The sequence below is a fragment of the Saprospiraceae bacterium genome (assembly GCA_026129545.1).
Classification (GTDB): domain Bacteria; phylum Bacteroidota; class Bacteroidia; order Chitinophagales; family Saprospiraceae; genus M3007.
On sequence record JAHCHX010000002.1, the window covers coordinates 479,294 to 505,078 of the forward strand.

20 protein-coding genes are annotated in these 25,785 nt (G+C 53.5%); 9 read left to right on the forward strand and 11 right to left on the reverse strand.

Going from position 1 to position 25,785, the window contains the following annotated elements:
* Positions 1-85: 85 nt before the first annotated feature.
* Entirely contained in the window at positions 86-916 is an 831-nt protein-coding gene (locus tag KIS77_16285) for a M48 family metallopeptidase (protein ID MCW5923901.1), read from the reverse strand.
* A gap of 144 nt (positions 917-1,060) precedes the next feature.
* Positions 1,061-1,501: a hypothetical protein gene (locus KIS77_16290; protein MCW5923902.1), complete on the reverse strand. Its 441-nt coding sequence runs from the start codon at positions 1,499-1,501 to the stop codon at positions 1,061-1,063.
* A gap of 354 nt (positions 1,502-1,855) precedes the next feature.
* On the opposite strand from KIS77_16290, the gene KIS77_16295 reads away from it, so the two are divergent.
* A complete protein-coding gene (locus KIS77_16295) occupies positions 1,856-3,079 on the forward strand; it encodes a hypothetical protein (GenBank protein ID MCW5923903.1) in 1,224 nt (407 codons plus the stop codon).
* Here KIS77_16295 and KIS77_16300 read toward each other — a convergent pair.
* The 5 genes from KIS77_16300 to KIS77_16320 all read right to left on the reverse strand — a co-directional run bounded on the left by KIS77_16300 (position 3,076) and on the right by KIS77_16320 (position 8,431).
* Positions 3,076-4,563 (reverse strand): magnesium chelatase, encoded by a 1,488-nt coding sequence (locus tag KIS77_16300; protein MCW5923904.1) that lies wholly within the window; start codon positions 4,561-4,563, stop codon positions 3,076-3,078. The two genes, KIS77_16295 and KIS77_16300, sit on opposite strands and share 4 nt — an antisense overlap.
* Positions 4,564-4,624: 61 nt before the next feature.
* Positions 4,625-5,590: an Rpn family recombination-promoting nuclease/putative transposase gene (locus KIS77_16305; protein ID MCW5923905.1), complete on the reverse strand. Its 966-nt coding sequence runs from the start codon at positions 5,588-5,590 to the stop codon at positions 4,625-4,627.
* Positions 5,591-5,634: 44 nt separating this feature from the next.
* Positions 5,635-6,636 carry a YihY/virulence factor BrkB family protein gene (locus tag KIS77_16310; GenBank protein MCW5923906.1) on the reverse strand — a complete coding sequence of 334 codons (1,002 nt, stop codon included), beginning with the start codon at positions 6,634-6,636 and terminating at the stop codon, positions 5,635-5,637.
* Positions 6,637-6,667: 31 nt separating this feature from the next.
* Positions 6,668-7,087 carry an acyl-CoA thioesterase gene (locus tag KIS77_16315; protein MCW5923907.1) on the reverse strand — a complete coding sequence of 140 codons (420 nt, stop codon included), beginning with the start codon at positions 7,085-7,087 and terminating at the stop codon, positions 6,668-6,670.
* 75 nt (positions 7,088-7,162) lie between these two features.
* Positions 7,163-8,431 (reverse strand): arginine deiminase, encoded by a 1,269-nt coding sequence (locus tag KIS77_16320; GenBank protein MCW5923908.1) that lies wholly within the window; start codon positions 8,429-8,431, stop codon positions 7,163-7,165.
* A 432-nt stretch (positions 8,432-8,863) separates the two neighbouring features.
* Between KIS77_16320 and KIS77_16325 the strand changes: the two genes are divergently transcribed.
* The 7 genes from KIS77_16325 (at position 8,864) to KIS77_16355 (ending at position 20,827) form a co-directional block, all read left to right on the forward strand.
* The gene (locus KIS77_16325) at positions 8,864-11,008 is read left to right on the forward strand and encodes a CRTAC1 family protein (GenBank protein ID MCW5923909.1); all 2,145 of its coding nucleotides are present in this window, start codon (positions 8,864-8,866) and stop codon (positions 11,006-11,008) included.
* A gap of 489 nt (positions 11,009-11,497) precedes the next feature.
* Entirely contained in the window at positions 11,498-13,885 is a 2,388-nt protein-coding gene (locus tag KIS77_16330; GenBank protein ID MCW5923910.1) for a DUF4394 domain-containing protein, read from the forward strand.
* A gap of 223 nt (positions 13,886-14,108) precedes the next feature.
* Positions 14,109-15,017 (forward strand): transporter, encoded by a 909-nt coding sequence (locus KIS77_16335; GenBank protein ID MCW5923911.1) that lies wholly within the window; start codon positions 14,109-14,111, stop codon positions 15,015-15,017.
* Between the two features lie 43 nt (positions 15,018-15,060).
* Entirely contained in the window at positions 15,061-16,608 is a 1,548-nt protein-coding gene (locus tag KIS77_16340; protein ID MCW5923912.1) for a phosphatase PAP2 family protein, read from the forward strand.
* A gap of 201 nt (positions 16,609-16,809) precedes the next feature.
* Positions 16,810-18,438 (forward strand): GMC family oxidoreductase, encoded by a 1,629-nt coding sequence (locus tag KIS77_16345; protein ID MCW5923913.1) that lies wholly within the window; start codon positions 16,810-16,812, stop codon positions 18,436-18,438.
* Positions 18,435-19,181: a 1-acyl-sn-glycerol-3-phosphate acyltransferase gene (locus KIS77_16350; protein MCW5923914.1), complete on the forward strand. Its 747-nt coding sequence runs from the start codon at positions 18,435-18,437 to the stop codon at positions 19,179-19,181. Before KIS77_16345 ends, KIS77_16350 begins: the two co-directional genes overlap by 4 nt.
* A gap of 194 nt (positions 19,182-19,375) precedes the next feature.
* Positions 19,376-20,827, forward strand: coding sequence for a vanadium-dependent haloperoxidase (locus KIS77_16355; GenBank protein MCW5923915.1), 1,452 nt, complete (start codon positions 19,376-19,378; stop codon positions 20,825-20,827).
* 98 nt (positions 20,828-20,925) lie between these two features.
* On the opposite strand, the gene KIS77_16360 is transcribed toward KIS77_16355, so the two are convergent.
* From KIS77_16360 to KIS77_16375, 4 genes are all read right to left on the reverse strand, one after another.
* Positions 20,926-21,468: a DUF255 domain-containing protein gene (locus KIS77_16360; GenBank protein ID MCW5923916.1), complete on the reverse strand. Its 543-nt coding sequence runs from the start codon at positions 21,466-21,468 to the stop codon at positions 20,926-20,928.
* 186 nt (positions 21,469-21,654) lie between these two features.
* On the reverse strand, positions 21,655-23,727 hold the full coding sequence (locus KIS77_16365; GenBank protein ID MCW5923917.1) for a hypothetical protein: 2,073 nt from the start codon (positions 23,725-23,727) through the stop codon (positions 21,655-21,657).
* Positions 23,728-23,827: 100 nt separating this feature from the next.
* On the reverse strand, positions 23,828-24,367 hold the full coding sequence (locus KIS77_16370; GenBank protein MCW5923918.1) for an RNA polymerase sigma factor: 540 nt from the start codon (positions 24,365-24,367) through the stop codon (positions 23,828-23,830).
* A 126-nt stretch (positions 24,368-24,493) separates the two neighbouring features.
* Entirely contained in the window at positions 24,494-24,667 is a 174-nt protein-coding gene (locus tag KIS77_16375; protein MCW5923919.1) for a hypothetical protein, read from the reverse strand.
* Between the two features lie 70 nt (positions 24,668-24,737).
* On the opposite strand from KIS77_16375, the gene KIS77_16380 reads away from it, so the two are divergent.
* The gene (locus tag KIS77_16380; GenBank protein ID MCW5923920.1) at positions 24,738-25,724 is read left to right on the forward strand and encodes a hypothetical protein; all 987 of its coding nucleotides are present in this window, start codon (positions 24,738-24,740) and stop codon (positions 25,722-25,724) included.
* Positions 25,725-25,785: the final 61 nt, after the last annotated feature.

Genomic DNA, 25,785 nt, shown 5'->3' on the forward strand with positions numbered 1-25,785 from the left:
CTTCTTCGATGAAGAGGCCTGTAAATCCTGTCAAAATTCAACCTTGCGAGACGGCCTCTTTCAGGGCATCACGCTGAGCGCACGCTCATTTCCCCAGCTTGCCTCGCCATTCCTGTATGGCTCGCTGGATTTCTGCCTGCCGATTTTCGGGGTCGGGGTGGGTGCTTTGGAATTCGGGGGTGCGGTTGGGGCCAGCTGCCTGTTTCAGCACCTCCATCACCTGAATGAGATACTCGGGGTTGTAACCCGCCTCGAGCATGAACCGGACGCCGAGGTTGTCGCTTTGGAGTTCTTGCTCGCGGCCATACTTCATCGTTATCATGTTGGCCACCGATTGGGCGATGTAGGCCATGTTGGGGTTGGAAGGGTCGTAAGTCGCCATCGTGACGGCCCCCGTCAGCCCTTGTGCCAGCTCCATTTGCGACATGCGCTCGGCACTATGCCGCGCCACCACATGGCCCACCTCGTGACCGAGCACCCCCGCGAGCATATCTTCGTTGAGCGATTGGCCGTCGGTCGAGAGACGCACGAGCAGGCCTTCGGTGATGAAAATCTGACCACCGGGCAAAGCAAAAGCATTGATGGTGCGCGGGTCGGCGAGCAGGTGAAAATCGTATTGATAGGGTGTTTGGCGCGCTGCCGAGTTTTGCACGATTCGCTGACCCACTTGCTTGACGATGGCGGCCGCTTGCTGATTGCGGCTGAGACCGCCCATTTCCTGGGCCATTTGAGGGGCGCTTTGCAGGCCAAGCGCAATTTCCTGCTCCGGCGATAGGGCGATGTGCTGCTTTTCGCCCGTGATTTCGTTGAAAGAGGTGGTACCGTAATACTTGCACAGCGCAAACCCCGCCAAGACGAGGGCGATGAGGAATTTGATGGGCAGGCCGGAGCCGCCGCGTTGATTTTGACCGAACATGGTGTGAGTTGTTTTGTGAAGAAAAAGGCGAAGGGGAATGGCTCCCTTTCGCCCGCTAAGATAGATTTTTCGGAAAAGACTGCGATTGATTGTTTGGAGGTTTCCTTCACCTCACACCAAGCCCGGGCCGCCGCAACAGGTCTTCTAAAGGCGTATGGGCAAAAACTGTCCATCCTCCATGTATATCTGGTAGCTGTCGCGGTTCTTTTGGTTGACTTGCACAACCCCGTGAACCCACATTATATCACGCGGCAGCGGCTCTTGCTTTGACAGGACAAGAATTTCCGCTCCGGGTTCGTCGAGGCTCTCAAAAACGGTCAAATGTTGGCTTCCGTCGAAATGCGTGTAAATCATTTTGCACGGCATGAGCGTGACTTCTCGACCTGCCATTTCAATACCTAGGTCCGTCAAGCTCAAAGGACGGGGGTCGTGGTCATGGGTACCTTGCCCCACTTTCTCCTCTGAAGTTGGATTATTTTTGGATGGAAACTGAATCAGGTCGAACGTGTAAAGTACAAGGAGGATGAGCAGGAAAAACCAGAACAATTCGTACCGGTCGTGCTCTACAATGATTGTGCGGCTCATTTTTCGATTTTTTTAATGTTGAAAATCGAAGTCCGACGCACGGCAAATGCAATCAGAACCGATTACATTTGCCCAACCTATGCTTTAAGGTAGCGTCTTCCTTCTTGGATTGCGCTTATGGGCATTCCTCTTCATGCCACTGAAAGGGATGCCTTTTTTGTTTTTTGGGCATTCACAAAATAAATTCGGAGGCGGGCGACAAAAGTGGACTTTTATTTTCATGGTTCATGCGTTTGACAAATTTTGAAGTTCACAAAAATATAGCAATTTTGCCGTTATACAATTCAATAAAGGATTATCGAATTGTAAACTTTTTGAGATGTTAATTTACAAAAACATAAACTTCAAGGCCGCATGGCCGAAATAGTCCCGCCGTACCTTCGCGCATCAAATTGCGCAGGCGGCATGGAAGAGCAGCAACTTCACAAACAAGACGACGAACCATCTGTCAATGGACGCCACGATGGACATCGCCTCCGTCACATCCTTCAAAAATTGGGTCTGAGCGTATATGACTTTGCGGAAAAGCCATTTTTGGCCAAGTCAAGGCCAGCTGCTTATGTCCTGTTGCGCAAAGCCACGTTTTCGAGAGAGGAGCTGGCGTTGATGTGCTATCTTTTCAACTTGGAGGTCACGGATTTTGACTATCCTCTTGATTATTTGCGCACCCCCTTCAACGAGGAGCGCCTTTTAGAGCGACACAATAGCGTGGCGGCTTTCCATGCCTTGGCCGCCCATATTCAGCAAGAGGAAACCAAGCAAAATTCTTTTTTGCATGACTACTTCGAGGATTTGGCGCGATTCGCCTGTCAGGCAACCAAGCACCTTCGAGTCTATCACTATCTGAGCAAGGCCGCGCACCAAATCAAGCCGTTTGCGCTCCGGCAGTACGAGCTTTACTACGAGAAGGTAGAGGCAACGATGGCCCAGCAAACATCACTTCGCTACGAGCGATTCGCTGCTTTGCCTATACAGATGTCTGAGGCCAGTTCTTCGATGATTGATTACCCGGAAATTAAAGTGTTGGAGTTGTTGCCCAAAGAGACCATCACGCACGTCGTCAGATGCTTGAAGCGATTTGGCGAGCGGTTCTCGTATTACGCGGTCGCCGTGCCGACGCGACTGAACTCTTTTACTTTGGTGGATGACAAGTATGTCATATCGGAATACGACCGCCTCAACAGGCATAGGAAGGCCAGCAATGATTTGATGTTTGTGGATAGGGTCATCTCAACCGTGGGCAACGACCCCATGGCGGGGTTGTGGCAGGTTTACAGCAATGATTTGGACAATCTTGTTCGAGAGCCTGATTCTTCCGCTCGCCGCAAAATTTCGATGGAAAGGATTCTTGAAGTCATTGTCGAGCAGCTAGGGAGCATCGAGCATGAAATAAGGAAAAGGGAACAAGAGCTACACCAAGTCAACAACAGCCTACAGCTTGAGATTTTTGGCAGCAAATCACTTGATTCCCTCAGCAAGGCCGTGGAGTTGAAAAGCGAATTGGAGCAGCTTGGGCGTTCAAAAAACGACTGGACTCAAAAATTGGAGACCATCAAGCCGATACTCATCCAAAACTAATTGAACAACCCCCGCAAATCGCCTCCCTCCTCGTCCTCATCTTTCAAGTTGCCCGTGAGAAAATCCTTGAACACCCACTTGGTCTGTATGAACTCTTTGCTCAAGACTTCGAACTCGGCAAGCCCATGCAACGCCAGCTCCATGAAGGTGTAAATCTCTGAGGCATCAACGCCTGCCGATTCAGCCACTTTTTTGAGGCCCGCCACTTGGTCAAGTTCTTGGCGGAATTTTTTGTCCGCGAGGTCGGTGAACAAATCCACCGTGTTGCCCGCCGAAAACCAAGCCTTCACCACGCCGTAGGGGTCGCGCTCTTGGCCGCGCTTGAGTTTGGTGGGATTGGGGAAGTATTGCAGAAACACCTTTTTCAGGGCTTGGCCGATGAGATGCAGGGCAACCGCGTGCGGGCCTTCTTGCTCGCCCTCATACACCATCTCTACTTTGCCTGTGATGGCAGGGATGACACCCCAAAAGTCCGTGATGCGGGCAGTGGTTTTGCCCTCGCCATTGCGCAGGAGGCGACGCTCGGCAGTGGAGTACAGATTTTCGTAAGCAGCGATGGTGAGGCGGGCGCTCACGCCGCTTTTTTTGTCCACGAACTCGCTCTCGCGGGCGGCAAAGGCGATTTCCTCAATCAGGTCTTTCAGCATGCTCGGAATCTGAACTTTGTCGCGCTGCTCAGGCGTGATGCGCGATTCCTGCTCGGTGATGCGCCGGCCTATCTCGATGGCTGTGGGGTAGTGGGTGGTGATTTGGCTCTCGATGCGGTCTTTGAGCGGGGTGATGATGCTGCCGCGATTGGTGTAGTCTTCGGGGTTGGCCGTAAAAACAAATTCCACGTCGAGTGGCAGCCGGAGTTTGAAACCCCTGATTTGCATATCGCCTTCTTGCAGCACGTTGAACAACGACACTTGAATGCGTGCCTGCAAGTCGGGCAGCTCATTGATGACGAACAGGCAACGATGCGCCCGCGGGATGAGACCAAAGTGAATGACGCGCTCATCGGAGTAGGGCAGCCGCAGGTTGGCGGCCTTGATGGGGTCCACGTCGCCCACGAGGTCAGCGATGCTCACGTCGGGCGTGGCGAGCTTTTCCACATAGCGTTCGTCGCGGTGGAGCCACCCGATGGGGGTGCTATCGCCTTTTTCGGCAATCAAATCTTTGGCGTGGCGGCTTATGGGCGCAAGGGGGTCGTCGTTGAGTTCGCTGCCCGCCACGACGGGTATGTATTCGTCCAGCAGGTTGATAAGCAAGCGGGCGATGCGGGTCTTGGCTTGGCCGCGCAGGCCGAGCAGCAGTATATTGTGGCGGCTGAGCACTGCCCGCTCCACATCGGGCAGCACCGTGTCGTCGAAGCCGAAGATGCCTGGGAAAATGGTTTCCTTGTTGCGGATTTTCTCGATGAGGTTGGCGCGGAGCTCTTCTTTGACGGAGCGGGGTTGGTAGCCGCTATTTTTCAACTCGCCGAGGGTGCGAATTTGGAGGATGTTTTTCATGGGGGGCAAAACGCAGGTGGGGCGGTTTTGTTTAACAAAGGAAAAATGGGCATCATCCTCGTTCTCGAGGCGGTGCTTCTCGGCGAAGTTTTATGATTTCTTCTTTGGACGCGCCGGTAAGTTTGGCAATCTGCTCGTCGCTCATGGTGGGGAATTCGAGCATAAGGTTTTTGGCGACAATCAAGGCCTGCTCGGTTTTTCCTTCGAGTTTTCCTTCGAGTTTGCCTTCGAGTTTGCCTTCGAGTTTTATCTGTTCGTAGGTCGAAACGAAGGCTCTTTTTGCAGTTTGTCCCATATTTTCGATGATTTTATCTTTCAAATCTTGCGCCCGATAGTTGGCGATGCGAGCGTAGTAGATGAACAAAGTTTCCACAAAAATACGACCTTCCTCGGTTAAAAGAAACTCTTCGCCTTTTTCAAAGATGACCATCACTTGGTTGACGAGGTAAATTTTGTCCTGCGAATGTTTCATGGTCAGAAGCCCATAAGCAAGAAAGCCGAGGCGCAGTTTCAAGAGTTGCCCATCGCTATGTTTGGACAAATCCACCAGCCAATAGTCGAACTCGCCGATATAGGGTTCGAGTGGCTTGGGCAGATGCCCGAAATAATGCGCCATCGGCTGTTTTTTCCACGTTTTTTTGCCGTGATAAAGAATGACAGGCAATACGGCTACTGGCTTTTCGCCTTTGCTGACCGCTTCCGACCAAATACGCTGGCGATATTCGTTCAATTGAAAATGCGGGTACGCAGGAGCGAAACTTTTGTGCTCCAACAAAATAGCCACGACAGCCGTGAGCGGTTTCCCGCTCGGCATTCCCTTCAATCTGCATCGAAAAACTTTGTCAGAAAAAACGGAAGCCAGTTCGGGTGTGATATACTCTGTGTCGTCTGGGGCAAGGGTGTCTAAATCCATGCACTCCAACAACTCGGTTGGCAAAAAGGCAGAGAGAAACTCACGCGCCACGCCCGTGAGCGAAAAGAGATACTTGAAAAATTCATCGTGGGGGTATTGCGTCATGGCTTGCAGATTCTTCGGAGCCAAAATACGAATAAGTCCAAAACTCACTGCTTGGCCGCCGCTTCCGCCTCTCGCTTCTCTCGCCGCTGGTCTCTGAGTACCGCGATGCCCGCATTCAGCTCGAACCCAAGCAGCAGAATCATACAGTTCAACTGAATCCACAGCATGAGCACGATGAGCGTGCCGATGGAGCCGTAGAGCGCGTTGTAGTTGCCGAAGTTGTTGACGTAGAAAGAAAAGCCCCACGAGGTCAGGATGGAAAGCACGGTGGCGAGCATCGCCCCCGAATTGAAAAAGGGGATTTTTCGGCGCGTGGAAGAGCCATAGCGATATATCGTGGAGAACAGGGAATAAAACAGCAACAGCACCACCACCCAACGCAGGCCGAAGAAGGCCGCCTGCGAAAGCACATCCACTTGGACATAAGTGAAAACAAGGTTGAGAATGACGTTGCCCAATATCACGAAAACAACCGACGCTATCAGCACCAACCCCACGAGAAAGGTCAATTGAATAGCGATGAGGCGTTTTTGAAAATCCGTCCGACGCTTAAAAGTGCTTTTGTAATTCTTCTCCAAGCCCCGCATCATGGAGAGCATCCCGTTGGACGCAAACCATATCGCCAGAAAAAAACCGAACGACAACAGCCCGCTGCGCGGCTTGCTTGCAATGTCCTCGATGGTGTTGAACAACATCTGGCCTGCCTCGCCCGGCATCACTTCCGAGATGCTGTTGCGCAGCACATCCTGAAATTTTTCTGGCACCCCATCCACCGACACTTTCATCTCGTAGAGCGGGGTGTAGGGCAACAGTGTGAACAACACGATGATGGCGGGGAAAAGCGCCAAGAAAAGGCTGAACGCCACCGAATTGGCGCGGGTGGTGATGGCATCGTCGCGGGTTTCCTTGACGATAAAAACAATGAGGCTGTAAAGCGGGATGCGTTGAAGGCCCGGCAACGAGTGCGTCTTGGACCACCCCACCAATCGAAGCCACAAAGGATGGTAGAGAAAATAATGATATAGGCGGGTGAAAAAATCGCTCATGGGTACACGGTTGACGATGCACGGTGCCCGGTCAACCGTTCACCGTGAAATACGGAATCAGTTTTTCCAGCAAATGCGCGGGCGCGGGCACCACCTTTTTGGTTTGGGCATTAAAAAAGCAAAGCCGCACGCGGCCAGCGTTCACCAGTTTTTTTCGCTCGTTGAAAATTTCAACGTGAAAGGTAATGTATTCGGCGGGCAATTCGCGCAAGGTGGTGCGCACCGTCAGCAAATCGTCGTAGTAAGCCGGGCGCACAAAGCGCATATCGAGGCTTACCACTGGCAGCCATATACCGTGTTTTTCCTCCAACTCTTTGTAGGTCAGCCCCAATGAGCGAATCGTCTCCACCCGGCCCACCTCGTAGTATTGAGCGTAGTGCCCGTAGTAGAGGTAGCCCATCTGGTCGGTTTCGCCATAGCGGACGCGGATTTCTACTTCGTGTGAATACATTTTTCAATGATGACTGATTAATGATGGACGATGAATAGCGCGCAGAGCGATCGAGGAGCTGTTCATCGCCCATCATCAAATTTCCTCTCGCTCGATGGGGCAAGTCATGCAGTGGCTTCCTCCCCTTGCCCGTGAAAGTTCGTTTGAGGGAATCGTGATAATCGTATTTTCCACCTTGTCGGGGGTGATTTTGCCATTGTCAATGTCGCGCAGGAGTTTTTCGGCGCCGACGACTTTGTAGCCGAACTCCTTGAAGGCTTTTTCGGTCACGGGGTTGCGGTCGTAGGTGATGGCCACGCCGGGCTTGAGCGCCACGAGGTTGCAGCCGTCGGTCCATTGCTCGCGCTCTTGGTAGGGGCTTTCGCCGCGTCCGGCCCAGATAAACTCCATATTGGGGTTTACCTCGGCGAGCAGGAAGTCGCGCAGGCTGGGGTACTCGATGGTCTCGCCGTTGGAGCGGTGCACGTCCACATAAGAGCCGAGACCTTCTTTCACAATGGGGAAATAACCCACGATGTGGTTGTGATTGATTTGCGTGAACACCGTGTCAATGTGCATATAGGTGCGTTCGGCGGGAATGTTCACCTGCACCACGTTCTTGATGATGCCCCGGTCGAAGAGGTAGTTCTTTATCATCTGGAACGCATATTCGTTGGTGCGCTCAGAACAACCGATGAGCAGATAATCTTTGTTGAACACCATCACATCGCCGCCTTCCACGCTGATGGTCTCCCCTTTTTTGTTGGGCGGGAACTTGTCCACGCGGTTGAGGTTGATTGTTTTGCCATCGGCTTTGAGGCGGCGAAACACGGGGTGGCTGCTGAAAATGAGCCGCGTGAGAAAATTTTCCCGAAAACGCGCCGACTTGTTGGCCTTCGTGATGATGACGTAGTCTTTCACCGTCACGGCGATGTCGCGGGTAAAAATCAGGTTGGGAATGGGGTCGAACAAAATTCGGTCTTCCGGCTCCAGATAGCCCGTGATGAGCGTGTCGGCCAATTGTTCGGGCGACAGCCCTGCGAGCCGCGGGATGAAGGAATAGGGCAGTTCCTCGAAATCGGTGATTTTGTTAATCACCTCGTATTTGCTCTCTTCGTCGCGGGTGCTTTCGGCTAGCAAGTCGCGCACTTCGAGCACATTTTCCTTTCCCAAGAATGCTTTGAGCACGCCTATAAATATGTCGTGCTCGTCCTGCATATTCGGCAGGTGCACGATGTCGTCGAACAGGAGCTCTCCGGCGCGTTTGGGGGTGATGCGTGCGATGCCCTCGTCGGGACGGTGAACGATTACTTTTTTGAGTTTTCCGATTTCAGAATCAACGTAAATGCGGCTATTCGCGTCCATAAAATGTATTTGGAAAGAAAAATGGTTGGGCAATGCCCGCAGCGACCCCGACAGCGCGAGATTGGGGCGGGTGAAAAAACGCGGGCGAAGGTAGGGTGAAAAATGCTTCGGTTACAAAATCCCAAAGGCTTAAACCAGAATGACGCGCATGAGCAATCTTGTCATTCTAATTAACTTCTAAGTCGTTTTTTAAAAAAAGATGAAGACGTTTGCCCCGAAAGTGATTTGTTAGAGACCACTCTTTGACAAATTTGAATGAATCAGAATTGTTTAAAACACATTGACTGCTCTATGCTAATGTTCCTAAGAAGGGCGTGTCCGGCCCATTTCTGCATATACCGCGTTTTGCTTTTTGCCCTTGCGCTCACACTTTTTTTCAGTGCCTGTGGAAACGAGCCTGCCAAAACCACCGCGCCCAACTCGCACCAGAAAATGATAGACCTGCTTGCCGAAGCTCGGCAAAAGTCATTGCACCCCGATAACCTTTATGCTTCAGATAGGCGCATCCAGTTTAGCGATTCGGTCATAGCGGCTGCCGGCAATGACATGGCTCAACGGCTCAATATGCAATTTGTCAAAGCCGCCACATTGCTGGAATATGGCGACGAGGCGCAATCAGTGGCGATTTACGAGGATTTACTGAAATACGTCCAAGAAGACACCACCGCGCTCAACAGAGTGTTGAAGGGTCTTGGAGTCGCCTATCTGCGTTTGGGCGAGCGCAACAATTGCGTGGACGGCCACAACGCCGAATCCTGCATCCTGCCGATAAAAGGTGGTGGCGTTCACCACGACAAAACGGGAGCACGAAAGGCCATACAAGTGTATGAAAAGCTGCTCACGCAAGCCCCCGATGACTATGACTCCCGCTGGCTGCTCAATATCGCTTACATGACTTTAGGGGAGTATCCCGCAAAAGTGCCTGCTCAATGGCTCATCCCCAATCTCGACAAATATACAGCCAGCCAACGTGTCACACCTTTTCTCGATTTGGCACCCGACTTGAAACTCAACACCAACAATCGCTCTGGCGGTGTCATCGTGGATGATTTCGACAACGATGGTTTTTTGGACATCGTTAGCTCTGCTTGGGGGCTTGACGACCCCATGCACTTTTTCCGCAACAATGGCGACGGCACTTTTTCCGACCTTTCGCAGCCGTCGGGTCTCAGCGCCATCACCGGAGGGCTGAACATGACCTCAACGGATTACAACAATGACGGCTGGCTCGACATCTTTGTGCTTCGCGGCGGCTGGCAGGGCCAATTTGGTTTTGGCAACCAGCCCAATTCATTGCTGCGCAACAACGGGGATGGCACCTTTACCGACGTGACCGAGGCGGCTGGCATCTTATCATTCCATCCCACCCAGACCGCTACTTGGAACGACTTCAACAACGACGGCTGGCTCGACGTGTTTATCGGAAACGAAACCACATCGCCCGACGATTTGCACCCATGTGAGCTGTATCTCAACAATCAGGATGGCACCTTCACCAACACGGCATTGCCCAATTTGGTGCACATCATTGCTTTTGTGAAAGGTGTCACCTCTGGGGACTACAACAACGATGGCTGGCCCGACATTTTCATCTCCACACAACACGGCCAGTTTTTGCTGCTCGAAAATCAAAGGGTGCTCAACTCGCCCCCTATGTTCAGCGTCGTCAATGAAAAAGCAGGGTTCCCAAAAGGAACCCGCACCTTTCCCACGGGCTTTTTCGATTTCGACAACGACGGCTGGCTCGATATTTTTGTCTGCAACTACGATTTCGACCGCCCGCTATCCCACTATGCCGCATTGGAGGCATTGAAAAAAGCCAACGACGAAACAGGAAAAGTCAGGCTTTTCAAAAACAACCGCGACGGCACCTTCTCCGATGTGTCGCAAAAAGTCAATCTCAACCCGATAGTGTTCGCCATGGGGGCCAATTTTGGCGACATTGACAACGACGGTTTCCTTGACCTTTACTTCGGCACAGGCAACCCCAATTACCGCTCGCTGGTGCCCAACAAGTTGCTGAAAAACATAGGGAGCAAGCGGTTCGAGGATGTGACGGTCGCAGCCCGTGTCGGGAATTTGCAAAAAGGTCACGGTGTCGCGTTTGCCGACCTTGACAACGACGGCGACCAAGACATATTTACCGATATGGGCGGCGCATTTCGTGGCGATGCTTACCCAAGTTCCCTTTATCTGAACATGGAAGAGAACGCCAACCATTGGATTTACCTGAAACTCGAAGGAACAAAATCCAACCGAGCCGCCATCGGGGCAAAGGTGACGGTAAAATTTACCGAAAACGGCAAAAAACGAATGGTTTACCGCGAGGTCAATTCAGGTGCCAGCTTCGGTTGCTCGCCCCTGCGCCGCGAGATTGGCATTGGCGCAGCAACGATGATTGACGAAATCACCATCCAATGGCCTGCCAGCGGCATCACCCAAACGGTGACCAATGTGCAACCCAACCAATTCCTCAAAATCAAAGAAGGCACGGAAGGATACGAGCAAGCGCAACTGAAAAAACTGGTATTCAGAAAAGCGGACGGCTCTATTCCCATGTGCGCCCCAACGGAGTAAAGCATGAGGCAGGATAGTGCCCAAGCGAGAGTTCGGAGATTATTTTTTTAAAAATCAATTGTGTAGAGAGCGAACGCCCTAAACATGAGTCATCCTGAATTTTGAAAAACAGATTTTGGCTCACTATTTTGCTAAAAATCAAGTCTTCTATACCTCGTGCCGCCAAGTTTTCAGCATGGTTGGAAGGATGAGATCACGTTTACTAAACTTCAAAAGTTTAGTAAACGTTACCCTAGACGATGCTGAAAACTTGGCGGCACGAGGTATAGAAGGCTGATTTCATTTCAATTTAAACAGTATTCAACCCAAAATCAGGTCTCACAGCCCTCTGCCTTCCGCCTTCTACCCTCTACCCAAGTTTTTACCTTTTCTCGTTTTTTCGCGATTCCGAAATCCAAAAGCAACATACCACTCGTAGTTGGAAAACAGGCACCGCCCCCTGCCTGTGCTGAAACCATTTTTTCAAACAGTTCAAATCCAACTACCATCATGTCAAAGTTGTTCACACCGCTTTCCAAACTCGTATTGGGAGCAACCCTCGTCGCTTTGCCTTTTTTGGGCAATCACCTGAACGCCCAAACCATCTACGCCCTTTCCGGCAACAACCTCGTCTCGTTCATGGCCAACGCGCCCGCCAACTTGCTCGATAGCAGGCTGATTAGCGGTGTCGCAATGGGACAAGAAATCGTGGGGCTGGATTTTCGCCCCAACACAGGCGAGCTCTTTGCGCTTGGCTACAATGCCAGCAACGGGCAAGCGCGGCTCTACACCCTCAACCGCAACACCGCCGTCGCCACGCCCGTCGGGGCCGCCGCTTTCGTGCTCAACCCCAACATGGGCATGGTTGGCTTCGACTTCAATCCCACCGTGGACCGCATCCGCGTCACCGGAAGCGATGGCTCCAACTTCCGGCTCAACCCCGTCAACGGTACCTTGGCCGCCACCGATGGCGATTTGGCTTTTGCCGCCGCCGACCCCAACGCTGCCGCCATGCCCAACGTCGGCGCAGTGGCTTACACCAATAGCTATGTCGGCGCCACCGCCACCACTCTTTACAACTACGACGCTTCGCTCAATGTGCTGACCACCCAAATACCGCCCAACGACGGCACTCTGAACACCATCGGCACATCGGGTATCATGGTGAACAGCACCAACGCGATGGTGGACATGGACATCACTTTCGACGCAGCAGCCAACATGAACCGCGCCTTCCTCGTCGCCAATGTCGGCACCAGCTCGACCAGCAGTCTTTTCGGCGTCAACTTGATGACAGGCCAAACAACCTTCGTCGGCGACCTTGGCATCCCGGTCAGCGACATAGCCGTGCTCATTGACCGCACCATTCCGGCCACCATCTCTGGCCAAATCGTGTGGGCACTTGCCGCCAACAATTTCCTGCTTTCTTTTGATTCGGGCATGCCGGGCATCGTTCGCAACATTGTGCCGCTTAGTGGCATCGCTGCGGGTCAGACGGTGGTGGGCATGGATTTTCGCCCCGCTACCAGCGAACTCTATGCGCTCGGCTACAATGCCATGACTGGCGAAGGCCGTCTTTACACCCTCAATCTCGCTTCCGGAGCAGCCACTCCGATTGGTCCCGCCTCGTTCATCCTGAAACCCAACATGGGGAAAGTTGGCTTTGATTTCAACCCCACCGTGGACCGCATCCGCGTGACGGGCAGCGACAACTCCAACTTCCGCCTGCACCCCGTCACGAGCGCGTTGGTGGCCACCGATGGCAACCTCGTTTTTGCCGCAGCCGATATCAACGCGGGCAAAGACCCCTCCATCGGCACGGTGGCCTACACCAACAGCTTCAACGGCGCCACGACCACCACCCTGTATAACTTCGATGACTCGCTCAGCGTACTCACTACCCAGATACCGCCCAACGACGGCGTGCTGAACACCGTCGGCACCACAGGCATCGCCATCAACCTCGCCGATGCCACCGCCGACATGGACATTTTCTACAACCCCTTCAACGGCTCCAACGTGGCGTATCTGGCAGCCAACCCCGGCACTTCCTCCAACGACAATCTGTATCGCCTCGACCTCGCCACAGGTGCCGCCACTTTGATTGGCCGCATCGGCAATGGCATCGCCATCAGAGACATCGCAGTGGTCATTCAGCCCATTGAGACCGCCTGCGACGCAAAAACCATCAACTGCATGAAATACGAGGTGCTCACCGTCACGAAAGATGGCTCCGGCAACAAAACCTACCGCATCCGCGTCACCAACAATTGCGCCGACAAACTTTTTTATACCGCTTTCCAACTGCCGAAAGGGGTGGTGGCGAAAGGCCCCACCAACAACTCAACCTACACCTCCCCGGCAGGTCGCAGCTATGAGGTGCGCAACCCCAATTTTTCACCTTTCTATTCCATCCGATTCAAGGAAACGGGCAACGACGGCATCGCCAATGGCCAAACGGACATCTTTGAATACACGCTCCCGTCGGTCGCCAACCCAAGTTACATTCAAGTCATTTCCCGCGTTGGCAATAGTGGCTACCACTCGGCTTACCTCAATGTGTTCAACTGTACGGTCGGCACATCCAGTCTCGACGACGATGGCTCCGCCGACGACCGCAGCGACGGCGCTGCTGCATTGCAGGGAGAAAAAGACGTGCGCATCTACCCCAACCCAACGAGTGGGACGGTTTTTGCCGACCTCACCGACTGGGCTGGCAGCCAATTGCAAATCCGCGCCATGAGCGCACAAGGGCAAGAGGTGATGAACTACACCGTGAACGGCCTCGATTTCGACCAAATCGTGTTCCCGGAAAGCCTCGCCGATGGCCTGTATTTCATCGAGTTTTCCTCGACGAATGGAGACAGGCTGGTGAAGCAAGTGGTGTTGCGGCGCTAAAATCGTCTTTGAAACGCGCCTTTGAAATCAACAAGCCATCTCGAGTTTTGGGAAAAACGCAAACGCGGTTTGGCCCCAATGTTCGGGATGGCTTTTTTAAAAAATACCAACCCAAAAGCACAGCCACACGCCCCGACTGTGATTCTAAGCCTATTCTAATGTTTCCAAATTATATATGCTTATACGTTTGCGGGAGTTTTTTTGAACAAAAACGCTATCGTATATGCGCAAACTTTACTTGCTCGCCGTGTTATTCGCGGCCACTTTCCAAATCGCATCGGCTCAAATGCCCACCGATGCCTTGATGATGAATCAACGGCAATGGTGTACCCTGCTCCAATACTCCCACAGCAGCTGGGACGAATACTGGGAAGGCGCCAACAAACGCTCCAACCTGAACATCGGCACCTTCGTTGGCCAAAACGTGATGCTGATGACCAACTACGGCATCACCGACAACCTCAACGTAATGGTGGGGCTGCCTTACGTCTGGACAAGCAGCGATAGCTACCTGTCCGGCCAAAGCGGATTGCAAGACCTCGCGCTGTTCGTGAAATATCAGCCGTTCAAGTCGGAATCCGAATTTGGCACCTTCAAGGTGCAAGCCACGGGCGGATTTTCCTTCCCTGTCAGCGACTATGTGCCTGATTTCCTTCCTTTCAGCATCGGCCTTCAGACCAAAAATGCCTCCTTGCGCGGCATCCTCAACTACACGACCGCACTCGGCATTTACGCCACCGCGCAAGCGGGCCACACCTGGCGCAGCAACACCAAACTCGACCGCGATTCGTATCTTTTTCACAGCAACCAATACGAGACCGACGAGGTGCCGGTACCCAACATGATAGATGCCACCGGCAGATTGGGCTTCATCAATCCAAGGTTTCAGGCGGAAGTCTGGCTCGATTACCTCACCGGCACCAGCGGCGACGACATTCGCTACAACGAGATGCCTCAGCCTACCAACAAAATGCAAGCAACCACTGCCGGCATCTACGCCAAATACTTCATCTGGCAAGGTTTGGCAGTGCAAGCCTCCGCTGGCAAAGTCCTGAACGGACGCAACATGGGGCAAAGCACCGTGCTCTCTGGCGGCATCACCTATTTTTTCACCATGGGTGGCCAACGCTAAACGCAGACTCACACACCGCACTTTGTCAAAAAATTGATTTTCCATGAATAAGATAACATACACCTACCGCATCGCATTGAGCCTTGGCCTGCTGTTTTCGCTCAGCCACTGCGACAAAAACATAGACAGCCCCGCCTACGAGTTTTACCCCGAAACCAGCCTCGACGCTGGAGCCGCCAACTGGAAAACTTACATCCTTGCCAATAGCGCCGAAATCGCCGTGCCAGCACCAGAAGCCGCCGCATCGGCTGCCTACCAAGCCGAGTTGGCCGACCTGAAAGCAAAAATGGCCGCTGCCACCCCCCAACAACAGGAACTCGCCCGTCACTGGGGTGCCAACGGGGTGATGCGCTGGCACGCCATCGCCCGCGAACTGGCCGCCAATTACAACGTGCCGCCCAACTACAACGCCGACGGCACCTACCCTGCCCCCAACCCCATGGACCCCACCACTTATCCACGATTCCCCTTTGCCAATCCTCCGTATGCCTCTCGTGCGTTCGCACTCTTGGCAGTGGCTCAATACGATGCGCTGGTGACGGCTTGGCGTGCCAAATTCGAGCACAACCGCTTGGCGCCCTACAAAAATGATGCGTCCATCCAGCCACTTATCCCGACGAACGACCTCCCCTCCTACCCTTCCGAAGACGCAGTAGTGGCCGCCGCGTCGCGCGAGGTGCTCAAATTCCTCTTCCCCGGCGAAGTGCAATACCTGACGGACTTGGCAACTGAACACAAAAACAGCCGTCTGTGGGCAGGCTCCAACGTGCAAAGCGACCTCGATGCCGGCGAGGCACTAGGCGCTGCGGTGGCCGCCCGCATCATTGACTATGCCAAAACCGACAGAATGGGCATGGCCAACAACCAAGCAGCCTTTGCCAACCTGCGTGCCGACGCGGAAAGCCGGGGCATCACCACTCAATGGCACAGCCTCGACGTGCCCGCCCGCGCACCTATGTTGCCATTTTTTGGCAATGTGAAAACATGGAACCTCGACCAAGCCACCATGATTTCCCTTCGCCTGCCTCCGCCCCCCCAACCCGGCTCACCTGAATTTGAGAGAAATATCGAAGAGCTGCGCAAAATGTCGAAAAACCGTACCCGCGAACAATTCCGCATCACCACCTATTGGGCCGACGGCGTGGGCACCTACACGCCACCGGGACACTGGAACCGCCGCGCCGCACAATTGATTCACGAAAAACAACTCAACGAGATTCGTGCGGCTCGCGTCATGGCACTGATGTGCACCGCCGTGCAGGATGCCGGCATCGCTTGCTGGGACGTGAAATACTATTACCTGCTGCCCCGCCCCACCGAAGTGGACCGAAACATCACCACCGCGACGGGCATCCCCAATTTCCCTGCTTACGCCTCCGGCCACTCCACCTTCTCGGCTGCCGCCGCGGAAGTGCTGGCGTACTTGTTCCCCGACCATGCAACAGATTTGCGGGCAATGGCAAGGGAAGCCGCCGAATCGCGCATCTACGGCTGCATCCACTATCGGTTCGACAGCGAGGATGGTCTCGAACACGGGAAAAAAATCGGTCAATTCGCAGTATTGCGCGCGCAGACCGACGGGGGAGAGTGAACGCATATCTCCCCGATGCAGCCTTACACAACTTTGGTTAAAAGAAAGTTTGGTTAGTGAAAAACTGGGGCCGCCTTGCCAACAAGCAAGAGCGGCCCCTTTTCATGTCATGGATACATCCTAACACAACCGTCAGGCTATACCTACACGCCAACACTGTAAACGCTGACCAGCGCGGACATAGCAAATCCCGATGAATCCGTGCACATAGGCTTGGATAGCATCCCGGCGGGCTGTTTATTTGCTCCCGAAATGGCTCACACGACGGACTACGACTACATCATCATCGGCAGCGGCTTCGGTGGCTCGGTCAGCGCCCTGCGTCTGGCGGAAAAGGGCTACAAAGTGCTCGTCATCGAGAAAGGCAAATGGTATCGGGCCAACGATTTCGCCCGCACCAACTGGCAACTGCGCAAATGGCTTTGGGTGCCTGCGTTGCGCTGGTTTGGCATCATGAAAATCACGATTTTCAGGCACGTCGGCTTCATCTCCGGCACGGGAGTAGGCGGTGGCTCGCTGGTATATGCCAACACGTTGCCCGTGCCAAAACCCGCCTTTTTCCGCTCGGGCAGCTGGCAACATCTCACCGATTGGCAGTCGGAGTTAGCACCTTTTTACGACACCGCCCGCCGTATGCTCGGTGCCGCCTCCAACCCACTCTTGTTCGACAACGACCACGCCTTGCACTCACTGGCGAAGGAAATCGGCCAAGAAGCCCATTTTGCCCCCACACAGGTGGCCGTTCACTTTGGCAAGCCGCACCAAACGGTGCCCGACCCTTACTTCGGCGGCAAAGGCCCCGACCGGACGGGCTGCCACTTTTGCGGCAGCTGCATGACGGGATGCCGCCACAACGCCAAAAACACCCTCGACAAGAATTATCTATACTTGGCGCAACAGCACGGCGCGGAGATACTCGCCGAACATGAGGTGTTCGACGTGCGCCCACGAGGACGAGCCGACGGCAGCGATGGCTACGAAGTGTTTTTTCGGCCTTCCACCCGATTGTTTGGGAAAAAGAAACGACTGTGCTCGCGCGGGGTGGTGTTTGCAGGCGGTGTGCTCGGCACAGTCGGCCTGCTGCTGAAACTCAAAAAAACATCCTTGCCTCGCCTCTCCGACAAGGTCGGGCAAGACGTGCGCACCAACAACGAGAGCCTCATCATGGTGACCCAATTGGATGGCCGCGACGACCTCTCAAAAGGCGTGGCCATCGGCTCCATTCTGCACACCGATGCCGATAGCCATCTCGAAGTGTGTCGGTATGGCGCTGGCTCCGGCGCTTGGCGGCTGTCCCTGTTTCCTTATGTGGAAGGCAAAAACATGGTGACGCGCATTGCCCGGATTATTGGCGAGCTGCTGGCCCACCCGCGTGCATGGTGGAAATATGCGTGGGTGAAAGACTGGGCGAAAAGCACCACGATTTTGCTGTTCATGCAAACGCTGGACAGCACCGTCACGTTCACCCGCAGCCGATGGGGCGGAATGCGCACGGCGATAGTGGGCAAAGACAAACCCACCGCTTTTATACCTCGCGCCACCGAGTTGGCGCGGAAGATGGAGCGTATTCTGAACGGCAAAGCCACCGCATTTTTCCTCACCCCTTTGGCAGGCATACCCGGCACGGCACATATCCTCGGCGGGGCGGTCATGGGCGCATCGCCTGAGGAAGGAGTCATTGACAGCCAAAACCGCGTGTTCGGCTACGAGAACATGCTCGTGTGCGATGGTTCCATGATTTCTGCCAACCCGGGCGTGAATCCCGCGCTCACCATCACAGCCATCACGGAAAGGGCGATGCAACAAATTGACAAACGCGAAAACACATGAAAAACAGACCACTATTGGCTTATTTCCGACTCTTCGGCATGGCAGCCATCATTTTCGGGCATCTCGTGCCAGTCCTGATAGGTCGGGCATTGTTGGGCAAAGACGTATGGTGGGCAGTGCGTCGTCGGCAGATGATTGCGAGGGATTTGATGCGTTTTTTAAAAATAAAAGTGACCACGACGGGGGCGCCGCGCGTCGGCAACTTCCTTTATATCAGCAACCACCGCAGCTACATTGACCCAGTGCCCGTGGCGGACTTGGTACCTTTTGTGCCCATTGCCAAAGCAGAAGTGGGCCGATGGCCGCTCATCGGTTGGGCCGCGCGGATGACGGGCATTTTTTACGTCAAACGACACGACAAGTCGAGCCGCGCCGGCACCCGCGAGGCGGCCCGCGAGGTGCTGAAGACAGGAGGGGCGGTGTTGGTCTATCCAGAGGGCACCACCTCGGCAGTCGGCACGACTTTGCCGTTCAGGCCGGGCACTTTTGGCATGGCTGCCGACTTGGGCGTGGGCGTGGTGCCCATCGCTATTGAGTACGCCAACGCCTCGGATGCCTGGGTGGGCGCCGACACCTTTATTCCCCATTTTTTGCGCTGTTTCTCAAAACCAGAGACACACGTCTGGCTTCACTTTTTCCCGCCCATCTTCGAGGCTGATGCCTCTATCTTGCTCGAAACAACACAGCGATTGATTGATGAGCAATTGTTGATTTGGCAAAACACCAAACGCATAGGCAAATAGGCTTTGCACGCTAAGTTTTTACGATTTTTTACATAGCGCCATTTCCGCTCCCTAAAAGAAATCGCCGTTCCCTCAACATTTGCGACCTTTGCTTTTTTAAAACCACACGAGGCGATAGCGCAGCCATTGTGATTTAGCACGATATTTGCGCTGCCGCCCAAACATTTTCCTACCAGCAACAAATTGTATTCTGCATGAAAATAATTCCACACACTAAACTGCATTTATTGTTGGCTCTGCTCGGGTTGTTCATGTTCAACGCCTGTAAAGATTTTAGAGTGGAGCCGTCTCGCCCCTTGGTGAGAGAATTCGACAGCAACGTTTATCTTCGTTGGAACGATGTTTTTCTTCGCCTCGACCGCTATGCGGTAGGCTATCGGCCAGGACCTGTGCCCAATGCGCTGGGCTATTTGGGCTTTGCCGCTTACGAAGCTGTGGCCCCGGGTATGCCCGACTACAACTCGCTGGCGAATCTTTATCCGCAGTTGGCCATGCCCCAATTCAACGAAAACTTGGACTACCACTGGCCAACGGTCATCAACGAGGTGTACTACTACATGATGACCCGCTTTTTCTTCCACATGGAGATTCGATACCCCGATTTGTATGGCCAAATAGCGTTGACCCGCGACCTGCTCAACGCGCAATATGCCAACGAAGCATCGCCCGAAGTGATAGCACGCTCGAAGCAACGCGGCATCGAAGTGGCGATGGCCTTCTACGAGTGGTCGCGCTCCGACGACGCGGCGCACAATGCCTTTCTGAATCCTCAGCCGCCGTACAATGCTCCCTCTGGCCCGGGCTATTGGGAACCCACCGTGCCGGATTTTGTCCATGCCCTTTTCCCTTTTTGGGGTCAGGTACGCACCTTCGCCCTTTCGGAAAACGAACAATTGGCCCGACCGCCCATCCCATATAGCGAAAACCCTCAGTCGCTTTTTTACACCCAAGCGATGGAGGTTTACAAGACGGTCAACCTTATCAACAAGCCCAACAAAACGCCCGACGAGGAAAAAATCGCTTACGAGCAGCGTTGGCTGGCCGAGTTCTGGAGCGACGATATTCTCGGACTGACGTTTTCGCCACCCGCACGCCTCGTCGCCGTAGCGAATCAAGTGGCTGAACTGGAGCGCATCAATCTCGAAGAGGCCGCAGAGCTCTACGCCAAGATGGGCATGGCGCTCAAAGACATCAGCGTGGGCATCTGGCAATCGAAATATGTGTACAGTTTGGAGCGTCCGGTGTCGTACATCCGTCGCGTCATCTCCAAAACATATCCCGAAGCCGCCAACTGGCTTCCTATCCTGAACAATCCGGTGGATGGCTTCTATGGGGTCACGCCAGCCTTCCCCGCTTACCCTTCTGGACACTCCGGGTTCGGGGGGGCAGGTGCCAAAATACTGTCGTCCATGTTTGAGTACAACAGCAAGCACCCCGGCACCTACACGCTGGTGGACAAGTGCCATCTTGGTCGTGTGGAGTTCAGAAGCGAGCCGCGTACTTTGGCTTCTTTCAACGACTTATCTAGGGAAAATGCCTACTCGCGCATCCCGCTCGGCGTGCATTTCCGCATGGATTGCGATGAGGGCATCCGCATGGGCGAGGTGGCCGCGCAGCGCATTTTGGAATTGCCGTGGAAAAAATAAGGCGAGGTTCGCCTGAAAAGGAAGACAAATATGCGACAAGAGGGCAGCCCAGCGGTGCTGGGCTGCCCTCTTCATTGGTGCGACTATCAAACAAGCTCCTAATTCTCGTCGCGGTATTTCTCCCAAGTTGTCTTGGTGTATTGTTCTTCGGCGGCGAATTTGAGTTCTTTCAGGATGTCTTTCGGCTCTTTGTAACCCGGCGAAATCATGATGCGCTCATATTTTTCATTGAGAAAAACAAAACTCGGATAGCCCATTTTGCCCTCCAATAGGGAATAAGCGAGGGTGTGCACCCCGCGACCGTTGCCGCCATCCATGAATTTGAACGTCTGGCCGTTGAACTGGATGTCCTCCTTCTGTTCGGCGTTGAGTTTCACCGCGTAGAAGTTGGCGGCGATGTAGGCCGCTACCGTCGAATCGGAAAAGGTGCTTTTATCCATGCGCTTGCACCAGCCGCACCAATCAGTATAGACGTCCACAAAGATTTTTTTGGGAGCGGTTTTGTTCAACTCAACGGCTTCTTCCCATGTGTGCCATTGAAGTGTGCCGACCGCAGGATAAGTTGTGCTGTTTTGAAAGGTGAACGCGACCAAGCCAGCCAGCATGAGCAGCACAGCAGGGACGAAAACGAGTTTTTTCATGTCGTGGAAAGATTCAGATAAAAAGATGCGCAAAAATAAGAGGCTGTCTCGCAAGTTTAAATTTCGACAGGCTTAACAAGATTTACAGTTTTTTTACCCGAAAAAGAGCGCGAATCTTGTCAATCCTGTCAAACAAACATCACTTATGAGACATCCTCTTAACCGCTTTCCGACGACTATGTTGTGCTAAATCTCCAGCAACTCCGCCCAATCGCGCGGGGTTTGTACTTTTTCGGTGATGTCTTTGACGATAAAAGTGTATGATTTCTGATTTATCAAATCAAGGCTGGCGTATTGCTCACGCGACAGCCGATAGAATCGCCCATCGGTGGCCATCACGATAATATCAACTTGGCGCTCTGGGACATACACCATTTTTACAGGGTCGGGCAAGGTGAAAAACATTCGGGTCTTGTGCTCCACCACGCTTACTGTTTTTGGCACTACCCGATGCCCGTCGGCTGATTTGTAGGCAGCCATCACGAACGTCGGGTCTTGGTCGCGCGCCAGTCGTCTTATCAGGTTGAAAATCTGGTCGCAGTTGTAGAGGCCGAAATTGGTGACACGCAGGGCGTAAGTAAGGCCTTCTCCTCGTGCCATGTTTTGGTCGTTGGAGCGTTTGTTGGTGTAGTTGTCAAGTCGAATGTCGCGCAGACGTTTTTCCCAGTTCTTCCACGCTTGCAACGCGATTTGCCTGTCGTCGGCAAGGCCTTGTTCTTTCAGGGCGGCGTATCGTTTGCGCATGAGCGGCAGGTTGGCATCGAAGTAGTCGAACCATTGATAAATGTCCATGCACCATTCGTCCGGCTCTTGAAACATCTGGGCGGCTTGTGCAAAATATCGCCACGAATTTGCCAGGTTTTCAAAGCCTTGCTGGCGTTCGTCGCGCAGGCGCTCGTACTCCGCCAGCACTTTGTTGGCATCAAAATTTGAATTTTCCGTGCTGCCGACCAGCGTCGCGTAGAACTGCAACAGACCTTGTTTGCCAAAAAACGAGACGTAACACAACGCTCCGTTTTCCTGCACCACCGAGAATCGCTCCCAATAGGCATCGAAGTCTTCGTTGCTGAATGATTTTTTGCCGCCAAGTCCATCATTGATAACGAAATAACAGTCTTTAAAAGCTTTCAATTCGGTGAACAGGTTGTTGATGTCTTCTGGGAAAAACATATCGTCGGTGTCCTTGTGGCGCTTCATGCGAATGGTGCTGCGCTCCAAGCCTGTCAACAACTGGTCGTTCGTCCAAGTGGGATGCTTGCGGAACCAGCCCGGCATTTTTGTTTTTCCGAAGGCGTAGTCGTAACCTATCTGCACGGATGTCTGTATCTTCGTTTCGGGGTCGAAGGAAAATGGGGTTTCCCAAATCACGCTTTCAAAAGACACGAACTCGCTCGGCAAACACGCCACCTGTAGCCCCCGGTTGTTGCGCACTACCGTCGCTTCCGTCACCACTGGCGGGCGCTCCTCATTCGTGAATGCCGGGTCGGGTTGATACTCCCACCCATTTTTGGTTTCATCGAAATAAAACAGGCTGGGCTTGGTCAGTTTGTGCGTCGAAGTGAAACGCACATCGCAGGCTTGGCCAGCGGCCAGTTGCAGTTGCTCGCCATTTTGCTTCACCCGCAAATCGAACATCCCGCCGGAGTTGAAAAAATATTGGCCGCGCTCGTCGGCGTAGTGCATCGGGATGCCCGAAATCAGGAAGTCGGGAATGCTGCGGTATTCGCGGAGTTCAAATTCCACTTCGCCGCGAACGGGTTTTCCATCGGAGCGTACGAGCGCGTTGGCCGGAATAAAAACGGAGGTACCGGTGACGGGGGTTTCGTAGTGCAAGCCTTTTTCGGCAATAAAACGCACCGTCGTGGCGGGGACTTTGCTTCGCAAATGTGCGGCGAGGGGTTTGCCTTGAACACCTTTTGCCTGTAAATTTTCTGCAATAGCAACATCGGGCAAAGGCTCTTCCAAGTTTGCCTGCGGCTGTTGCGAAGGCGTTGTCGGCTGCTGTATTTCAGGCTGAACATTCGTCGGCGTGTCGGCATTGGAAGTAAAATATTTCCAACCACCTACAGCCAAAACAAGCGAGACGACAACGGGAGCAACGTAGAGGCCATAATATTTGAACTTCAGCCAAAAGTTGCGGCTGCTTTGTCGCGCCGCGATGTTCGCCCAAGTATTTTCGTCGGGCGTTCCGTCCGTTTTTTGCAGCGTCTGCCGGACGAATTTTTCAAAATCAGAATCGTGTGGCGATTTATTTTCCATGACAAATTTTTGTTGAGAGCGTTGAAGAGATTGAGGGAGTTGAGAAAAGATTTTTGTCATTCTTATCCGCCAGTCGGCGGTTCAGAATGACAGATTAGGGTCAAACCAGCACCAACATACGCTCCACCAGGTCGCGCAACTGCTTGCAAGCACGGGCGTATTGCGAACGAACGCTACTTTCGGCGATGCCGAGTTCGGCGGCGATTTCGGGGTACTCGAAGCCTTCCATGCAGCGCAGGTTGAACACCGTGCGGTAGCCCGCCGGGAGTTGTTGCACCATCAGGAGGATGGCTTCGCCGTTGAGTTCTGTATCCGGGTTAAAGTCGTAGGTGTCGGGTGGGAGTTCGTCGTAGTCTTCGGCGAAACGGAGAGGATTTTTGCGGCGGAGTTGTTGTAGGGCGACACGGACGGTGACGCGTTGGAGCCACGCGCCAAGCGCGCCCTCGCCTTTATATTGACCCAAATCTCTGAAAATGACGAGGAAAGCCTCCTGCAACATATCCTGCGCTTCGGGGCGGTCGCGGGCGTAGCGCAGGCAGATGGGGAAGAGCCAGGTTTTGTACCGCTCGAAAAGTTGACGCTGTGCCCCTGCGTCGCCCCGCAGGCATTGCTCGATGTGTTTTTTTAGCGTTGCATCCATTTTGATTGGCATTTCTTAAATGGTGCGGGCATGAGGCATATTGCTGCGCGGGAGGGAAATTATTTTTCTGAAATAGCCGCTTGTCGAACGGATTAACGACGACACAACAGCCGTTGGCCCAAGTTCTCAGCCCGTATTTTCAAAAGTGAGCACAGCCGTGACGCGGATATTTTCTTGCAGAGTCCCGCCATCGTTGAAGAAGATCGGAAGCCTTTCAAACCCTGAACTTGTTCGCAGCGAGCGCCGTACCTTTACGAACCCATCCAAACCGTCATCTTCCTTTTCTTTTATGGTTTTCATTGGCAATCTCTTTCTGTTCATCGCCAGCCTCCTTCTGTTAGGGCTCGTCAATCTTTTGTTTTTTCAGAAAATGCCGAGCAACGATGGCGCTGTGGGCTATCTCTGGGCAATTATTCTGCTGAGCATTGGCTTGCTGGTGTGCACGGCAACCGTCGCGGCAATCATCGGTGCCAAAAGCGGGTTTGCATGGGTCGGCCATTCGTCCACCGCTCGTTTTTTTTGGGTGCTGGGAGGGATGCTATCAGCCATCATTGGCACCAGCATTTTTGGTTTCATTCATAAAGAGACCGGCCCGATACCGGGCATCGTTAAGTTGTTTGGCGGATTGGCTGCTGTGCTCACCCCTGTCATGTTGCTCGTCGGTATGACCATCCTGCTAAACGAGGGTCTGCAAACACTCATGCCAACCAAAGTCTATCGGGGCGCTGTGGTTGCTGCCTCGGCCTTGGGGGCTTTGGCAGTTGCCCCTTTCATATTCCTTTGGATAAAGCAGGGCATCGTCCGAAATGCCGCCGCCATATATTCTATATCTGAACGGGAGTCCAGCAACCACGACAGCATGGTGGAGAACATTGACCGCTGCAATGTGGAAAAAGACATGGTGTTTCTACTTGTTTACACAGACCGCAATCACAGCCGCGCCATCCGCGAGCGTGCCTTGGCCAAAATCAAGACCCGCCCCGATTGGCAAGAGGAACTGGTGCGCCGCCTCAATAGCGGCTGGTCCGACGAAGCCTTTACTTTTTTGGCCTCTAATGACGTGGAGGACACGACGCTTTTCCCTGAGGCCGTGCAGCAAGGCATCCTGAACAGCGCTCGCAGCATCCGGGAAAACATCCAGCGCAGTACCCACCCCTCCGACCTCTACGCTGGCAAATTCAGTTGGGAGGTGGAGCGCATAATGCGCACGGTGGAAAAATTTGAAGGCATGGGCGTGGTGGACTATCGCCCGGCCATGAAAGTCTTGCGAGAGGCCTTGGACGAGCCTGCCCGCTTCGAGAAGCCCAAGTTCCAGTGTGTCAAGCCGCTGGAGGCTTGGCTGAAAAAGAGAGAATAGGTGGTGTTCGTGAAGAGGGCTTTATTGGGCCACATGAACCCAAAACATATTCTAGGGCGCT

Excerpts from the sequence above, each read along its gene's own strand:
- KIS77_16285 (MCW5923901.1), bottom strand. The coding sequence starts at position 916 with ATGTTCGGTCAAAATCAACGCGGCGGCTCCGGCCTGCCCATCAAATTC.
- KIS77_16290 (MCW5923902.1), bottom strand. The coding sequence starts at position 1,501 with ATGAGCCGCACAATCATTGTAGAGCACGACCGGTACGAATTGTTCTGG.
- KIS77_16295 (MCW5923903.1), top strand. The coding sequence starts at position 1,856 with ATGGCCGAAATAGTCCCGCCGTACCTTCGCGCATCAAATTGCGCAGGC.
- KIS77_16305 (MCW5923905.1), bottom strand. The coding sequence starts at position 5,590 with ATGACGCAATACCCCCACGATGAATTTTTCAAGTATCTCTTTTCGCTC.
- KIS77_16310 (MCW5923906.1), bottom strand. The coding sequence starts at position 6,636 with ATGAGCGATTTTTTCACCCGCCTATATCATTATTTTCTCTACCATCCT.
- KIS77_16315 (MCW5923907.1), bottom strand. The coding sequence starts at position 7,087 with ATGTATTCACACGAAGTAGAAATCCGCGTCCGCTATGGCGAAACCGAC.
- KIS77_16320 (MCW5923908.1), bottom strand. The coding sequence starts at position 8,431 with ATGGACGCGAATAGCCGCATTTACGTTGATTCTGAAATCGGAAAACTC.
- KIS77_16325 (MCW5923909.1), top strand. The coding sequence starts at position 8,864 with ATGATAGACCTGCTTGCCGAAGCTCGGCAAAAGTCATTGCACCCCGAT.
- KIS77_16330 (MCW5923910.1), top strand. The coding sequence starts at position 11,498 with ATGTCAAAGTTGTTCACACCGCTTTCCAAACTCGTATTGGGAGCAACC.
- KIS77_16335 (MCW5923911.1), top strand. The coding sequence starts at position 14,109 with ATGCGCAAACTTTACTTGCTCGCCGTGTTATTCGCGGCCACTTTCCAA.
- KIS77_16340 (MCW5923912.1), top strand. The coding sequence starts at position 15,061 with ATGAATAAGATAACATACACCTACCGCATCGCATTGAGCCTTGGCCTG.
- KIS77_16350 (MCW5923914.1), top strand. The coding sequence starts at position 18,435 with ATGAAAAACAGACCACTATTGGCTTATTTCCGACTCTTCGGCATGGCA.
- KIS77_16355 (MCW5923915.1), top strand. The coding sequence starts at position 19,376 with ATGAAAATAATTCCACACACTAAACTGCATTTATTGTTGGCTCTGCTC.
- KIS77_16360 (MCW5923916.1), bottom strand. The coding sequence starts at position 21,468 with ATGAAAAAACTCGTTTTCGTCCCTGCTGTGCTGCTCATGCTGGCTGGC.
- KIS77_16365 (MCW5923917.1), bottom strand. The coding sequence starts at position 23,727 with ATGGAAAATAAATCGCCACACGATTCTGATTTTGAAAAATTCGTCCGG.
- KIS77_16370 (MCW5923918.1), bottom strand. The coding sequence starts at position 24,367 with ATGGATGCAACGCTAAAAAAACACATCGAGCAATGCCTGCGGGGCGAC.
- KIS77_16375 (MCW5923919.1), bottom strand. The coding sequence starts at position 24,667 with ATGAAAACCATAAAAGAAAAGGAAGATGACGGTTTGGATGGGTTCGTA.
- KIS77_16380 (MCW5923920.1), top strand. The coding sequence starts at position 24,738 with ATGCCGAGCAACGATGGCGCTGTGGGCTATCTCTGGGCAATTATTCTG.